Origin of the sequence: Hymenobacter sp. H14-R3 (genome assembly GCF_030063445.1) — a bacterium.
In the GTDB taxonomy this organism is placed as follows: Bacteria; Bacteroidota; Bacteroidia; order Cytophagales; family Hymenobacteraceae; genus Hymenobacter.
Map to the genome: position 1 here is coordinate 33,451 of NZ_JASITD010000019.1, position 13,700 is coordinate 47,150.

A 13,700-nucleotide genomic window follows, 5' to 3' on the forward strand; every position below is an offset into this window, starting at 1 on the left:
CTATTCCTTATGCCTGGCCTCTACCTCCACATTCCGTTTTGCAAGCAGGCCTGCCACTACTGCGACTTCCACTTCAGCACCTCGCTGGGCCTGAAGGGGCAATTTGTGGAGGCGCTCATCCGGGAAATGGCCCTGCGCCGCACCTACCTCCCCGAACCCACCGCGCCACTCGAAACTATTTATTTCGGCGGCGGCACGCCCTCGCTGCTCACGGCGGCGGAGCTACGCCGCATTTTTGAGGCAATCGCCTTGAATTTCAACGTATCGCCGCAGGCTGAAATTACGCTCGAAGCCAACCCCGACGACCTCAGCCCCGCCAAGCTGGCCGAGTTGGTGGCCTCGCCCATCAACCGCCTCAGCATCGGGCTGCAAAGCTTCCACGAGCCCCACCTGCGCCTCATGAACCGCGCCCACTCGGCCGCCGAGTCGGGGCAGGCGGTGCGGGCGGCGCAAGCGGCGGGCTTCGAGAATATTTCGGTGGACTTGATTTACGGCATTCCGGCCCCCAGCCACGCCGTTTGGGAGCAGGACCTGGCCCGGCTGTTTGAGCTAAACGTGCCGCACGTGTCGGCCTATGCCCTCACCATTGAGCCCGATACGGCCTTTGGCCGCCGCCTGCAAAAAGGCACTTTCGTGGCCCCGCCCGATGAGTTTGTTGCGCAGCAGTTTGAGCTGCTGCTCAGCCAGTTGCGCCTGAAGGGCTACGAGCAGTACGAAATCAGCAATTTCTGCCAGCCTGGCCGCGAGAGCCGCCACAACGCCAACTACTGGCGCGGCGTGCCCTACCTGGGCCTGGGCCCCAGCGCCCACTCCTTCGACGGCCGCAGCCGCCAGTACGCGGTGGCCAACAACCCGCAGTACGTGGCCGCCGTGCTGGAGCGCGGCGAAGTGCCTGCCACCGTGGAGCAGCTTTCGCCCCTCGACCAGGCCAACGAGTACCTGCTCACCACCCTGCGCACCAGCCGCGGCTGCGACTTAGCTTATTTACGTAATGAGCTCAATATGAATTTATTAGCCGACAAGGCTGATTATTTGCAAAGCTTGGTGGCCCAGAGCATGGCTACGCTGGAAAGCGACGTACTACGCCTTACCGACGCCGGCAAGCTGCTGGCCGACCACATTACCCTGGAGCTGTTTGCGGCCGCGCCGGCTGCCGCGGTGTAGCTTGCGGAAACTACCCAGCCTTCTTTCCGCCCTTATTCCTCGTCGCCCATGAAGCTTCTCAGCGATGCCCTGGTCAGCAACGACGACTTTTTCGTGGAGCAGGTCCACCTCACGGCCATCGTCTTCGACACGACCGATGACGTAACCATCTGGGCCACCACGTTTCGCGACGACGACGACCATTTTTTCCACCTCGGCCTGCCCTTCCACGACCTCGACACGCTGCTGCGCGTGGCCGGCGACCGCGCCGAAACCCTGGCCGAAGAAGTAGCTGATGCCCTGGCCACCACCGAGCAATGGCCCTGCCTGCTCGAATACACCACCGAGGACGCCCCGCCCATCTCCCTGCCCGGCGTAGCTCTCAAGCTCGCCGTCACCTTCCCAGCTGACACCGACGAGACCGACGACCCGCAGCCGCATAATATCTTTTATTTGGAGGGCATTTTTGCTAGGCTCAGCTCGTAAAACGTTGTTCTTTGCTCCGGTCCGACGGCGAAGCCGTCCGACCGGTTAACGGGCGCGCCGCCTGCGCCCGTCAACCAGGCATCACTGCCACGGCAACTACCTGCGCCCGTCACGCGGGCATCACTGCCACGGCAACCGCCTGCAGCGATTAGCGGAGCCTTACTTCCATAACAACCGCCCGCACTACTCACTTAGGTATCGTTCCCACGACAACTGGTCGGACGCCTCCGATATCGGACCGGAGCGAACACACCTTTTTGGATGTAAACTTTATATACAAGTTATTTAAAATGCCAGGCGACGCAGCCACAACGTGGTACCTCATCCCTGGCCTCGGGGCCGATGAGCGGGTTTTCCGCCGCCTACGGCTCAGCGGCCCCGCCCAAGTGCTGCCCTGGCTACCGCACCAGTCGCCCACCGAGCCGCTGCCCCACTACGCCGCCCGCCTAGCCGAGCGCGTGCCGCTGGCGCAGCCCTGCTGGCTGGTGGGCGTATCCTTCGGCGGGCTGCTGGCGCAGGAAATTGGGCGGTTGCGGCCGTTGGCGCGGGTGGTACTTATTTCCAGCCTGGGCCGGCCGCACGACTTGCCACTCCTGTTGCGCCTGGTGGGAACCACTGGCCTGCACCACCTGCTGCCATTTGGCCTGCTCAGGTGGCTGCCCCGGGTGGCGCAGTGGTTTTTTGGGGCGCGGGGCGGCACCGAGTACCGCCTGCTGCGCCAGATACTGCGCGACACTGACCCGGGCTTTGCGCGCTGGGCCACCGCCCAGCTGCTGGGCTGGCGCGGGCCCGGCCTGCCCGGCGCCGTGCGCCTGCACGGCACCCACGACCGCCTACTGCCGGCCGGCCGGGCCCGCATCGACTACCCGGTGCCCGGCGCGGGGCACTTCCTCATCGTCAGCCACGCCGCCCGGGTAAGTCAGGTACTGAACGAGCTGGCAGCCAGCGAAATAACACAGCACTAAGCGTATAATTTAGGCACTTGTACTCAGTAGCTTAGCCGTAATTATCAACCGCTAACTTATTACTGCACGGTACAGCGCTACTTCCTGAAACGGACTTTGCTAAGCAGCACGCTGCTGGCTAACGACGCGCTCTACGCCCAGTAGTCGGCACCCGATTCGGCCCAGCCCTCGCCTTGCCCCCTACCCTGCTGGGCAAGGTGGGCCCTCGCATCACGCGCCTGCGTTACTCGCACGATAACCAGGCATGGCAGTTTCTACTACCGCTAGCAGTGGGGCCGAGTACCGCGAGGCCCCGCGCCTCAGCCTCTACACCCAGCTAGAGGCCGACTAGCTATGCCAGCGGCCAGCGGCCGGCGGCCGGCGGCCGGCGGCGCGGCGGCCAAAAAGGCGCCGTATCGGCCGCATCAGCGGCCCTGGGGGTGCGGTACTACTACGGCCGGGCGCACCAAGCGGTCACTATTTCCAGCCGCTACCTAGCGCTGGAAGGCAGCGCCGGCTGGGAACAGCTGACTACCAGCACTTCGCAAAATACCCGCCGCCGCGACTTCGTCGGCCGTGCTCGCGCCGACCGTGTATGCGCTTTGGGGCGTGCAGCACCGTCTGCGGCCTTGCGTACTATATGACCTCAACGCCGGGGCTGGCGTGCTGGCGCCCTCCTACTACAACCTAGAGCGGCCCAGCGGCAGCACCCACTGGAACGTGGGCGGGTAGGCGAATCTGCGGCTTTACTTAAGCCTGCAAACCAACTTACTACAACGACAAAAGGGCTGCCCCGTGAGGAGCAGCCCTTTTGTATAAGCAAAGCGGCAATTAAGCAGCAGCTACTTCCAAAGCGAAGGGTACTACCGATACGAACGAACGCTCGTCGCGGCCCTTGCGGAACAGGACTTTGCCATCAACCAACGCAAACAGCGTGTGGTCTTTACCAATGCCCACGTTGGTGCCGGGGTGGTGCTTGGTGCCGCGCTGACGCACGATGATGTTGCCAGCGATGAGCGACTGACCACCGAAGATTTTTACGCCGAGGCGCTTCGAATGCGATTCACGGCCGTTGTTTGACGAGCCGACGCCTTTTTTGTGTGCCATTTTAGTTAGCTGATAGCTATTAGCTGGTAGCTGATAGCTTTTTGAAAAAGATATAAACTCTAGAATTAAGGCAAAAAGCTAACAGCTAATTGCTGCCAGCTAACAGCTCAAAACTAGCCGATGCTATCAATCATTACTTTGGTGAACTGCTGGCGGTGGCCATTCAGTTTCTTGTAGCCCTTACGACGCTTCTTCTTGAACACCAACACTTTGTCACCTTGTACGTGAGCCATGATGGTGCCTTTGATGGCGACGTTCAGCTCGGGGGTGCCGATGCTGAGGGTGCCGTTGTCATCGGTCATTAGGGCATTACCTAACGCTACCGAATCACCGACATTGCCGGCTAGACGTTGGGCGTATACAAATCTATTAGCCTCAACCTTAGTCTGTTGGCCGGCGATGTTAACAATGGCGTACATTTTATTTCCGCTGGTGGTTTCTCAAAAGGGAATGCAAAAGTACGGCATCTTTCTGGTAATACCAAACCTAAGTGGTTAATCATCATTAGTTCGCCAGAAACCGTGGTAGTTCAAGCACATTTTTGGAAGGCCCAGCTAAGTGCCTGAACGCAAGAATGCCACCGCCACAGTGCGCTTTATGTGGACAACCTGCGTTATCCACAGCCAGAATGTGGATAACTACTTATAAATCCGTCCTTTCACTCTATTATTTTCATCCGCTGCTTAGCATAAGCCCGCCAGCGCGTAAAAAGCGTGGTTGGGCAAACCGCGCTTTTTGCTTGGCAGCGGCCCGGCTATCTTTGAAAAACGGCCGGGCCAAGGCCGAACAAGCATTCCGCCGCCGCGGTTAGCTTCCCAGTTAGCACATCACGTTTCTCACGAAACTCAACGTTTTTCTATGGAGCCCTTACTCGCCGAAAACCCCAACCGATTCGTCCTTTTTCCCATTCAAAACCCGGAGGTTTGGGACTTTTACAAGAAGGCGGAAGCCTCGTTCTGGACGGCCGAAGAAATCGACCTTTCGCAGGACCAGAAAGACTGGAACGGCCTGAACGACAATGAGCGCCATTTTATCAAGCACGTGCTGGCCTTCTTCGCGGCCAGCGACGGCATTGTGAATGAGAACCTGGCCATCAACTTCATGCAGGAAGTGCAGATGCCCGAGGCGCGCTGCTTCTACGGCTTCCAGATTATGATGGAAAACATTCACAGTGAGACCTATTCGCTGCTGATTGACACTTACATCAAAGACCCCAAGGAGAAGGATTACCTCTTCAACGCCCTCGAAACTGTGCCGGCCGTGCAGCGCAAGGGCCAGTGGGCGCTAAAATGGATTAATTCGGAAAATTTCGCCGAGCGTCTCATTGCCTTCGCGGCCGTGGAAGGCATTTTCTTCTCGGGCTCGTTCTGCTCCATTTTCTGGCTGAAGAAGCGGGGCCTAATGCCCGGCCTAACCTTCTCGAACGAGCTGATTTCGCGCGATGAAGGGCTGCATTGCGACTTTGCGTGCCTGCTCTACAGCTACCTCGAAAACAAGCTGCCCGAGGAGCGCGTGCAGGCTATTATTGCCGATGCCGTCACCATTGAGCAGGAATTTGTGACCGAGGCGCTCCCCGTGAGCCTCATCGGGATGAACTCCAAGACGATGAGCCAGTACATTGAGTTTGTAGCCGACCGCCTGCTGGTGTCGCTGGGCTGCGCCAAGATTTACAATACGTCGAACCCCTTCGACTTCATGGAAATGATTTCGGTGCAGGGCAAAACCAACTTCTTCGAGAAGCGGGTGGCTGAGTACCAGAAGGCCGGCGTAATGACCGAGCGCGCCGATAACATGTTCTCGCTCGACGAGGACTTTTAAGGCAGTAAATCTGGTAGTTATAAGGCAGCGTTATTTTCGCCTGTCATGCTGAGCTTGCGAAGCATCCTAGCGCGTCCGAACGATTTGTTCTGGCGCGCTAGGATGCTTCGCAAGCTCAGCATGACAGGCGTTTTTGATGACATTCTATTATGGCTTACTACGTGTACATCACCACCAACCCAGCCAAAACGGTGCTGTATATCGGCGTGACGGGTAGCCTGCCCCGCCGCCTGGGTCAGCACTATGACAACCGAGGTACTGACGACACGTTTGCCGGGCGCTATTTCTGCTATAACCTGCTCTAAACTGAGCAGTTTGCGGACGTGAAAGCTTCTATCAATAGGGAAAAGGAGCTGAAGGGCTGAACGCGGGCGAAGAAAGAGGCGCTGATTGCGACTGCGAATCCAGATTGGGAGTTTTTGTTACTTTGAACTACCTGTATCATAAGCGCCTGTTGTGCTGACGAAGGAAGCATCCTATTGCGTCTGGCTGGTTGTTCTGGCACGATAGGATGCTTCGCAAGCTCAGCATGACAGATGGCTATCCATTGAGCGTCCGTCATGCTGACGAAGGAAGCATCCTATCGCGTCTGGATGGTTGTTCTAGGGTGATAGGATGCTTCCTTCGTCAGCATGACGGACGCATTTGGCTGATTGTTCTAGCACGATAGGACACTTCCTTTGTCAGCATGACAGACGCGCTTGAGTGGTTGTTTTGGCGCGATAGGATGTTTTCTTTGTCAGCATGACAGATAGCTACCCATCAGGCGTTTATGTAATTAACTTGGTGTATTTCAGTAAGTTACATATCTAGCTCCGTGAGGCCAGGGTAGTCGGCGGGGCGGGCGCCCAGCGGCCAGTGAAACTGGCGCTCGGCTTCGGCAATGGCTACGTCGTTGATGCTGGCTTCGCGGCGCTGCATGAGGCCCTGGGCGTCGAATTCCCACTGCTCGTTGCCGTAGGCGCGGTACCACTGGCCGGCCGCGTTACAGTACTCGTACTGGAAGCGCACAGCAATGCGGTTGCTGTGGAAGCCCCATAGCTCTTTGATGAGGCGGTATTCGTGCTCTTTTTCCCACTTGCGGGTGAGGAAGGCGGCGATGGCGGCGCGGCCGCTGAAAAACTCGCTGCGGTTGCGCCACTGGCTGGCTTCGGTGTAGGCGAGGGCCACGCGGGCGGGGTCGCGCGTGTTCCAGGCGTCTTCGGCGAGGCGGGCTTTTTGGGTGGCGGTGTCGAAGGTGAAGGGGGGCGGGCGTCGGCCACTAGGAGGCGGGGCAAGGTGACCTTTTGGGGAATACTGTATTGACAAGTAGCTGCCAGCGTTGGTTTGCTGCTCACCTTTCTACCCATGACTTCTGCACCAAACCAGTGGCTGCTGCCCGGCCAGGTTGACCCACTTATTTCGCCTTGCGCTTTTTGCCGCCGCCGCCTTGTGGTAGGCGGGAAGCAGGTATTCAAAAGCTGCTCGTGCAAGGCCTTTGGGCCGCCCGTGACCATTGCGGCGCTGGTGGGCGGGGCCGTGCTGGCAGCCGCCGGCTGGTGGTGGGCCAGCCGCCAACGGGGCCGCCGCGACTAGCTGTATATAACCAATAAAATCTTAGCACGTGCCAAGACCGCCCGGTCAGTTTTGCGAAAAACGGCTGGGCGGCCTCATTTTCAGGCTATGTGGGAAAATTCTAAAGTTTTCCTTTGGCTACCCCAAACATGGGAACTAATTTCCGGCTTTAAAGCACCGCGGCTTCGCACTCGAAGCTAGCCAGATTAGTAGTCATTGCCCACCATAGCACTCCCCATAACATGCTCGTAATCAAACGCGATGGCCGCCGCGAGTCGGTCAAATTCGATAAAGTAACCGCCCGTATTGAAAAGCTTTGCTACGGGCTTAATCAAAACTTCGTCTCGCCCATTGAGGTAGCCAAAAAGGTCATCGACGGCATCTACGACGGCGTGACGACGGTGGAGCTTGACAACCTGGCGGCCGAGACGGCCGCCTCGCTCACCACGCGGCACCCCGACTACGCCATCCTGGCGGCGCGCATTGCGGTGAGCAACCTGCACAAGGTGACCTCGAAATCGTTTTCGAGCACCATGAAGCGCCTCTATACCTACGAGGACCCCAAGAACGGCGACAACGCCTCGCTGCTGGCCAAGGACGTGTGGGAAGTCATTCACAAGCACGCCCACACCCTGGACTCGGCCATTATCTACGACCGCGATTATAACTACGATTTCTTCGGCTTTAAAACCTTGGAGCGCAGCTACTTACTGCGCCTCGATGGCAAGGTAGTGGAGCGCCCCCAGCACATGCTGATGCGCGTGTCGGTGGGTATTCACAAGGAGGATATCGACTCGGCCATCAAGACCTATAATATGATGAGCGAGCGCTGGTTTACCCACGCTACGCCCACGTTGTTCAACGCGGGCACGCCCAAGCCGCAGATGTCGTCGTGCTTTCTGCTCACGATGAAGGACGACTCGATTGAGGGTATTTACGACACGCTGAAGGACTGCGCGCTGATTTCGCAATCGGCGGGCGGCATTGGGCTGGCCGTGCACAACGTGCGCGCCACGGGCTCCTACATCAAGGGCACCAACGGCAACTCGAACGGCCTGGTGCCCATGCTGAAGGTATTTAACGATACGGCCCGCTACGTGGACCAGGGCGGCGGCAAGCGCAAGGGCGCGTTCGCCATTTACCTGGAGCCGTGGCACGCCGACGTGTTCGAGTTTCTGGACTTGAAGAAGAACCACGGCAAGGAGGAAATGCGCGCCCGCGACTTGTTTTACGCCCTCTGGACGCCCGACTTGTTTATGAAGCGCGTGGAAGCCAACGGCGACTGGACGCTGATGTGCCCCCACGAGTGCCCCGGCCTGGACGTAGCCTGGGGCCCCGAGTTTGAGAAGCTCTACACCAAGTACGAGCGCGAGGGCCGCGGCCGCAAAACCATCAAGGCGCAGGAGCTGTGGTTCCACATCCTGGAAAGCCAGACGGAGACGGGCACGCCCTACATGCTCTTCAAGGATGCCGCCAACAGCAAGAGCAACCAGCAGAACCTGGGCACCATCAAGAGCAGCAACCTCTGCACCGAGATTATGGAGTATACCGACAAGGACGAGATTGCCGTGTGCAACTTGGCCTCGCTGGCGCTGCCCCGCTACCTCGTGGAAGACGCCCAGGGCAACGTGCGCTTCGACCACGACAAGCTGTATGAGGTAACCTACCAGGCCACGCTGAACCTGAACAAGGTAATCGACGTGAACTACTACCCGGTGCCCGAAACCGAGCGCTCCAACTTCCGCCACCGCCCCATCGGGCTGGGCGTGCAGGGCCTGGCCGATACGTTTATCGCGCTGCGCATGCCGTTTGAGAGCGACGAGGCCAAGGGCCTGAACATCGACATTTTCGAGACGATTTACTTCGCGGCCATGACGGCTTCGATGGACCTCGCCAAGAAGGAAGGCGCCTACGAAACCTTCCCCGGCTCGCCGCTGAGCAAGGGTATATTTCAGTTCGACATGTGGGGCGTGACGCCGCAGTCGGGCCGCTGGGACTGGGACACTCTGCGCGGGGAGGTAATCGAGCACGGCGTACGCAACTCGCTGCTGGTAGCGCCCATGCCCACCGCCAGCACCGCCCAGATACTGGGCAACAACGAGTCGTTTGAGCCCTACACCAGCAACATTTACGTGCGCCGCGTGCTCAGCGGCGAGTTTATGGTGGTGAACAAGCACCTGCTGAAAGACCTGGTGAAGCTGGGCCTCTGGAACGAGCAGATGAAGCAGGAAATCATCGCCGCCAACGGCTCAGTGCAGGGCATTGCCCGCGTGCCCCAGCACATCAAGGACCTGTACAAGACGGTGTGGGAGATTTCGCAGCGCACCATCATCGACATGGCCGCCGACCGGGGCGCCTACATCTGCCAGAGCCAGAGCCTGAACCTGCACGTGCAGAACCCCAACTTCGGCAAGCTCACCAGCATGCACTTCCACAGCTGGAAGCGCGGCCTCAAAACCGGCATGTACTACCTGCGCACCAAAGCCGCCGCCGACGCCATCAAGTTCACGGTCGAAAAGCAAGCCGCCGAAACCCTGGAGCCCCTATACGCCGAGGTAGCCCAGAACCAAAGCGACATGAGCTGCTCGCTGGATAACCCGGACGCCTGCGAGGCGTGTGGGTCGTAAGCGGTTAGCGCATGAAGTCGATTCCCTATCAACAGTTCGTGGCCTTGCTACGAGCGCTGGGGCTGGTTTTGGTTCGCACCGAGGCCAGCCACCAGCAGTGGGACTTTCCGCCGGGCGCGGGTAAGAGGCTGCTGCGCACCATCACTATTCGCGACAAGGATAAGGACATTCCGATGCTGCACATGCACACCAACCTGAGCACGCTGGAACTGTCGGGGGTAGTGACCAAAGAGCAGTTCAACCAGATGCTGGCGGAACAAGCGAATCCGAAAGCAGCCAAGGCCGCCCGTAAGCGCAAAGACAAAGAGTAGCCACCCAAAAAAGCCCTTGCCAATACTGGCAAGGGCTTTTTTAATAGGGTAAACCAGTGACGAAAGCTAGGCCGGCAGCAGCACTTCTTCAGTCAGAATGCGCCGACGCTTGGCGGGCTGGTTGAGTAGCGCTAGGGGCAGGCGTGGGGGCTCGTACAGGGGCTCGGGCTGCTTTAGTAGCCGCCAACCCAGGGCTAGCAGTAGTTGGTCGAGGGTGCCGCGCTCGGTCGTGTCTTTGATGAAAATGGCCAAGGCATCTTCAAAGGCGGCCTGGGCTTCTTCCTCAGTATCGCCATAGGAGGAGACTTCCAGGGCCGGGCAATAGGCCACGTACTGGCCACTGTCCTCGTCGAGCACGAGTACGACCTCTACTTGGGCTTTGGTAAGGCGGCCGCGCTGGTCGGTGAGGAGGGTAGCCATAAGGATAACGGATAGGGTAATGGTAAAGCTAGTACAAGGTACAATACCCTCAACAAGCGCTCCCCTGGTTTCTGTTCGCGGGGCTTGGCAAAGCGTTAGCAACAAAGTATATTTGAATTCTGCAACAAGCCGGTGGAAAAGCAAGCCGCCGAAACCCTGGAGCCCATGTACGCCGAGGTGGCCCAGAACCAAAGCGACATGAGTTGCTCGCTCGATAACCCGGATGCGTGTGAGGCGTGTGGGTCGTAGAAAAGTTCAAACAGCAATAAAAAAAAGGCGATTCATAAGAATCGCCTTTTTTTTATTGCTGTTTGAGTAACATTATTTCGTCAAATACGGATGGGGGTATTTCCCCATTATAGTAAGCATTGTATATTATTAACCAAAATTCATCGGGCAATGAAACTGAGTTATTTTCAGCCAGTTCTAGAACGCTATCCATAATGTAAATAGGAAGCTCATTCTGGTGTAGCTTTTTATAAGCAAAATTCACTAGGTATTCCTTCGCAGATGAGCCTAAAAATGATTTATTATTTAGAGAGGATGAAGCAGAATTAGTATTATGGCGAAATTTTAAATAGCGCATCTTATTTTTTATAGCTTCTTCTTCAAGTTGAGAATGACTTATGCGTATGCTGCTATTGATTGGGAACCCTTTTGTTTCATTACCATCATAGAATAAGGGGTTCAAATGTTCAAAATAAACGTTACCTTCGTTTCTATATTTGTTTGAGCTTTCATCAAATGATTTAACTTCATCTAAAGTTGCTTTTTTTACCCCCGCTGATAGAAAATCATTAGCTGATTTTAAAAATGCAGTTGTTGGATATGAATAAAAAGTTTGGTTCGTTTCCTTTACAAACTCCGCTAAAAGCTCAGGTCTAGGCCCAATTATTTTGCCCGATTGAGATAAGAACCAATCATCTTTTGTGTCTCCTGTTATAAAAATTATTGCTTTGTCCACCTCTTTGGCATATTTGATAAGCTGCTTCCAAATTATTAAATCCCCAAATTTATCAGGAGATGGCTTCTTGGCATCTTCATATCCTGGTGGTATAAGTTTAGCATAGCGCAATTCTCCCTCTGTGTATAGTTTGCTTATTGATTTTTCATCAAACGGTTCGCCAATCTTATCACTAAATAATATTGCTAATTTATCTTTGATGGGGTTTTCGTTAAGTAAGCTAATGACCTTCTCTTGTTTTTCTTTTAATTCTTTCTCAAGAACCTTAAATGTTTCGTCGGCTTTAGTGTAAACTTCTTTTGATACAAAAGGGTGTTTTCTTTTAGCATCTAATGTTGCTCTTAGAGCGCTCAAGTCCTTGATAGCAGTAGAATAATGGCCTGCTTGCTCACCAATAATATTGTATAAGAGTTTATGATACTCTGCTGCGACTTGATAAGGTATCCAAATCCTATCTTTGACTTTTTCAATTGTTGCCATCAAGTCTTCTACAGTATCATCAGAGTATCTAAAAAAATCTAATAACACATTAGTGTCAAAAGCAAAAATTGCAGATTCCCATAGTTCTCTAAATTCAGCTTTTGACCTCTTATAATGCCCAGGGAATAAATTTTTCATTTCGTTGTGTGATTAGACTACGTGAAGACGAGTAAAAGTAGATGATAACTGCAGTATCACCCAGCCGCTGCCGCCCCCGGTAGCGGCTGGTGTGTTTTTAGGGCTAGTGGAGTGGGCAGCCCAAGTAGCTTAGCCGCCTGGAAACGCCGGCTTCGGCGGCGGGCTGGCCGGGCGGTAGCTTTGCGGTATGTTCACGAACTACGATATTGACTTCGGCAAGCTCAATTTGAATTGGTTGCACAGCGTCAGCATTGAGCTAGACGAGATGACCGACCTAATAGAGGTATCGAAACGTGCCCAAACCTATCTACAGGCCAATGGCCAAATCGAGATAACAGGCTATACGAACCGCCGCAAGTTTATTTCCGTTATTTTTACCATCACCGGGCAGCAACTCGTTGTCGATGACGTAAACCTACCTAGTTATGGAACCATCCAAGACGTTATCCTCCGAAGACTCGCCGAAGAAACCGAGTAACCTCTCGATGAATGGCAAAACCCCTGAAGAATGGGAAGCTGGACGCATCAGCGGGCCACTGACGAAGCGTGAGTTGTTTGCCTACTTGAAGAAGATAGGTAAGCTACCGCCAACTGCTGAGTACAAGCAAGCTTCTTAGAAAATGACAGTTTTGTGTTTTCCCAGCCGCTGCCGCCCCCGGTAGCGGCTGCCGTGTTTTCGGGGCTGGCACGGTAACTGAGCCGCCGAGAAGCTCCCGTTTCGGCGGACCACCCGCGCCGTGGCTTTGAGCAAACAAAACCCGCCACGCCCCTTGGCTTCAGCCAACGTGCGGTGGTCGGGGCGGGCGGTTGGGCCGCAGTTGGCTTTAGCAACACCTTCAACTACAATATTTTGTCTATCAAGTACTTGTACTGGAAGCGGGCGTAGCTGCCTGGCCGCTGTGGGCGGGCGCACGTATGGCAAGGAGGCCCGACTGGCGGCTTCACCCTTTTCTACTTCCAATGGCTTCTTTTGAAGATAACCTCGGTGGGCGGCTGGCGCTACTCAGCCCCGATGAACTCGACGCTGACCAAAAAAAGCTCTACAACCAGCTGCAAGACACCATGGTGCCCTGGGCCAGGGAGTCGGGCTTCCGGGCCGATACCTACGACGACCGGCTCATCGGCCCGTTCAATGCCATGCTGCGCAGCCCGCTCATCAGCAAGGCGGTAATGGGCGTAACCTCCGCCGAGGGCGCAGAAACTTCGCTGAGCGAGAAAGTGCGCCAGGTGGTGATTCTCACGGTGGGCGCCAGCTGGCAGGCGGCGTATGAGTTGTACGCCCACGCTGCCGTGGGCAAAAAGGCGGGCTTCGACGAGGCCACTGTGCAGGCACTGGTGGCCGGCCAGAAGCCGGCCAGCCTGACCATGGATGAGAGCGTGGCCTTCGACTTCACGCAGCGCCTCACCCATAAGAACCAGATTGATAACGAGTTATACGAGCGAGCCCTTATCGCGTTTGGCGAGAAAGGCGTGGTGGATATGATTTACCTGGCGGGGCAGTACATGACCATCAGCGGCTTGCTCAACACGTTTGCCGTGCCCGCACCGGCCGGCCAGTAAGTTGGTTGCAACGGGCTGAGTCCCATACAAAAACAGCCCCTTAGATGCACATCTAAGGGGCTGTTTTTATGTGAGCGAGAAACGAGGCTCGAACTCGCGACCCTCAGCTTGGGAAGCTGATGCTCTACCAACTGAGCTACTCTCGCGG

16 protein-coding genes and 1 tRNA gene are annotated in these 13,700 nt (G+C 56.1%); 11 read left to right on the plus strand and 6 right to left on the minus strand.

Annotation, left to right across the window (positions count from 1 at the left end; all coding sequences use genetic code 11):
- Nucleotides 1-9 precede the first annotated feature (9 nt).
- From hemW to QMK33_RS16530, 4 genes are all read left to right on the plus strand, one after another.
- Nucleotides 10-1,164 carry a radical SAM family heme chaperone HemW gene (hemW, locus tag QMK33_RS16515; RefSeq protein ID WP_283565723.1) on the plus strand — a complete coding sequence of 385 codons (1,155 nt, stop codon included), beginning with the start codon at nt 10-12 and terminating at the stop codon, nt 1,162-1,164.
- A gap of 48 nt (nt 1,165-1,212) precedes the next feature.
- A complete protein-coding gene (locus tag QMK33_RS16520) occupies nt 1,213-1,629 on the plus strand; it encodes a hypothetical protein (RefSeq protein WP_283565724.1) in 417 nt (138 codons plus the stop codon).
- Nucleotides 1,630-1,919: 290 nt separating this feature from the next.
- Nucleotides 1,920-2,594, plus strand: coding sequence for an alpha/beta hydrolase (locus QMK33_RS16525; protein ID WP_283565725.1), 675 nt, complete (start codon nt 1,920-1,922; stop codon nt 2,592-2,594).
- Nucleotides 2,595-3,149: 555 nt separating this feature from the next.
- Nucleotides 3,150-3,305 carry a hypothetical protein gene (locus tag QMK33_RS16530; protein WP_283565726.1) on the plus strand — a complete coding sequence of 52 codons (156 nt, stop codon included), beginning with the start codon at nt 3,150-3,152 and terminating at the stop codon, nt 3,303-3,305.
- Nucleotides 3,306-3,404: 99 nt separating this feature from the next.
- On the opposite strand, the gene rpmA is transcribed toward QMK33_RS16530, so the two are convergent.
- Both rpmA and rplU read right to left on the minus strand, forming a co-directional pair.
- The gene (rpmA, locus tag QMK33_RS16535) at nt 3,405-3,680 is read right to left on the minus strand and encodes a 50S ribosomal protein L27 (RefSeq protein WP_283565727.1); all 276 of its coding nucleotides are present in this window, start codon (nt 3,678-3,680) and stop codon (nt 3,405-3,407) included.
- 113 nt (nt 3,681-3,793) lie between these two features.
- Nucleotides 3,794-4,099: a 50S ribosomal protein L21 gene (gene rplU, locus QMK33_RS16540; RefSeq protein ID WP_283565728.1), complete on the minus strand. Its 306-nt coding sequence runs from the start codon at nt 4,097-4,099 to the stop codon at nt 3,794-3,796.
- Nucleotides 4,100-4,538: 439 nt separating this feature from the next.
- Between rplU and QMK33_RS16545 the strand changes: the two genes are divergently transcribed.
- Both QMK33_RS16545 and QMK33_RS16550 read left to right on the plus strand, forming a co-directional pair.
- Entirely contained in the window at nt 4,539-5,498 is a 960-nt protein-coding gene (locus QMK33_RS16545) for a ribonucleoside-diphosphate reductase small subunit (protein ID WP_283565729.1), read from the plus strand.
- Nucleotides 5,499-5,647: 149 nt separating this feature from the next.
- Nucleotides 5,648-5,803 carry a GIY-YIG nuclease family protein gene (locus QMK33_RS16550; RefSeq protein WP_349361767.1) on the plus strand — a complete coding sequence of 52 codons (156 nt, stop codon included), beginning with the start codon at nt 5,648-5,650 and terminating at the stop codon, nt 5,801-5,803.
- A 496-nt stretch (nt 5,804-6,299) separates the two neighbouring features.
- Here QMK33_RS16550 and QMK33_RS16555 read toward each other — a convergent pair whose 3' ends face one another.
- Complete coding sequence (locus QMK33_RS16555) at nt 6,300-6,806, minus strand: nuclear transport factor 2 family protein (RefSeq protein WP_283565730.1); 507 nt, start codon at nt 6,804-6,806, stop codon at nt 6,300-6,302.
- A gap of 39 nt (nt 6,807-6,845) precedes the next feature.
- Here QMK33_RS16555 and QMK33_RS16560 point away from each other — a divergent pair, with 39 nt between their 5' ends.
- The 3 genes from QMK33_RS16560 (at nt 6,846) to QMK33_RS16570 (ending at nt 9,990) form a co-directional block, all read left to right on the plus strand.
- A complete protein-coding gene (locus QMK33_RS16560; RefSeq protein ID WP_283565731.1) occupies nt 6,846-7,073 on the plus strand; it encodes a hypothetical protein in 228 nt (75 codons plus the stop codon).
- Nucleotides 7,074-7,294: 221 nt separating this feature from the next.
- Nucleotides 7,295-9,679: a ribonucleoside-diphosphate reductase subunit alpha gene (locus QMK33_RS16565; RefSeq protein WP_283565732.1), complete on the plus strand. Its 2,385-nt coding sequence runs from the start codon at nt 7,295-7,297 to the stop codon at nt 9,677-9,679.
- 11 nt (nt 9,680-9,690) lie between these two features.
- Nucleotides 9,691-9,990: a type II toxin-antitoxin system HicA family toxin gene (locus QMK33_RS16570; RefSeq protein WP_283565733.1), complete on the plus strand. Its 300-nt coding sequence runs from the start codon at nt 9,691-9,693 to the stop codon at nt 9,988-9,990.
- Nucleotides 9,991-10,056: 66 nt separating this feature from the next.
- On the opposite strand, the gene QMK33_RS16575 is transcribed toward QMK33_RS16570, so the two are convergent.
- Both QMK33_RS16575 and QMK33_RS16580 read right to left on the minus strand, forming a co-directional pair.
- Nucleotides 10,057-10,410, minus strand: a complete 354-nt coding sequence (locus tag QMK33_RS16575; RefSeq protein WP_283565734.1) for a type II toxin-antitoxin system HicB family antitoxin — start codon at nt 10,408-10,410, stop codon at nt 10,057-10,059.
- A 301-nt stretch (nt 10,411-10,711) separates the two neighbouring features.
- Nucleotides 10,712-11,992 (minus strand): PIN domain-containing protein, encoded by a 1,281-nt coding sequence (locus QMK33_RS16580; RefSeq protein WP_283565735.1) that lies wholly within the window; start codon nt 11,990-11,992, stop codon nt 10,712-10,714.
- A gap of 265 nt (nt 11,993-12,257) precedes the next feature.
- On the opposite strand from QMK33_RS16580, the gene QMK33_RS16585 reads away from it, so the two are divergent.
- Nucleotides 12,258-12,470 carry a hypothetical protein gene (locus QMK33_RS16585; protein WP_283565736.1) on the plus strand — a complete coding sequence of 71 codons (213 nt, stop codon included), beginning with the start codon at nt 12,258-12,260 and terminating at the stop codon, nt 12,468-12,470.
- Nucleotides 12,471-12,952: 482 nt separating this feature from the next.
- A complete protein-coding gene (locus tag QMK33_RS16590; RefSeq protein WP_283565737.1) occupies nt 12,953-13,552 on the plus strand; it encodes a carboxymuconolactone decarboxylase family protein in 600 nt (199 codons plus the stop codon).
- A 73-nt stretch (nt 13,553-13,625) separates the two neighbouring features.
- Here QMK33_RS16590 and QMK33_RS16595 read toward each other — a convergent pair.
- Nucleotides 13,626-13,698, minus strand: a tRNA-Gly gene (locus tag QMK33_RS16595).
- Nucleotides 13,699-13,700: the final 2 nt, after the last annotated feature.

Excerpts from the sequence above, each read along its gene's own strand:
- QMK33_RS16520 (WP_283565724.1), top strand. The coding sequence starts at position 1,213 with ATGAAGCTTCTCAGCGATGCCCTGGTCAGCAACGACGACTTTTTCGTG.
- QMK33_RS16590 (WP_283565737.1), top strand. The coding sequence starts at position 12,953 with ATGGCTTCTTTTGAAGATAACCTCGGTGGGCGGCTGGCGCTACTCAGC.
- QMK33_RS16550 (WP_349361767.1), top strand. The coding sequence starts at position 5,648 with ATGGCTTACTACGTGTACATCACCACCAACCCAGCCAAAACGGTGCTG.
- rpmA (WP_283565727.1), bottom strand. The coding sequence starts at position 3,680 with ATGGCACACAAAAAAGGCGTCGGCTCGTCAAACAACGGCCGTGAATCG.
- QMK33_RS16525 (WP_283565725.1), top strand. The coding sequence starts at position 1,920 with ATGCCAGGCGACGCAGCCACAACGTGGTACCTCATCCCTGGCCTCGGG.
- rplU (WP_283565728.1), bottom strand. The coding sequence starts at position 4,099 with ATGTACGCCATTGTTAACATCGCCGGCCAACAGACTAAGGTTGAGGCT.
- QMK33_RS16565 (WP_283565732.1), top strand. The coding sequence starts at position 7,295 with ATGCTCGTAATCAAACGCGATGGCCGCCGCGAGTCGGTCAAATTCGAT.
- QMK33_RS16585 (WP_283565736.1), top strand. The coding sequence starts at position 12,258 with ATGACCGACCTAATAGAGGTATCGAAACGTGCCCAAACCTATCTACAG.
- QMK33_RS16575 (WP_283565734.1), bottom strand. The coding sequence starts at position 10,410 with ATGGCTACCCTCCTCACCGACCAGCGCGGCCGCCTTACCAAAGCCCAA.
- QMK33_RS16570 (WP_283565733.1), top strand. The coding sequence starts at position 9,691 with ATGAAGTCGATTCCCTATCAACAGTTCGTGGCCTTGCTACGAGCGCTG.
- hemW (WP_283565723.1), top strand. The coding sequence starts at position 10 with ATGCCTGGCCTCTACCTCCACATTCCGTTTTGCAAGCAGGCCTGCCAC.
- QMK33_RS16580 (WP_283565735.1), bottom strand. The coding sequence starts at position 11,992 with ATGAAAAATTTATTCCCTGGGCATTATAAGAGGTCAAAAGCTGAATTT.
- QMK33_RS16545 (WP_283565729.1), top strand. The coding sequence starts at position 4,539 with ATGGAGCCCTTACTCGCCGAAAACCCCAACCGATTCGTCCTTTTTCCC.
- QMK33_RS16560 (WP_283565731.1), top strand. The coding sequence starts at position 6,846 with ATGACTTCTGCACCAAACCAGTGGCTGCTGCCCGGCCAGGTTGACCCA.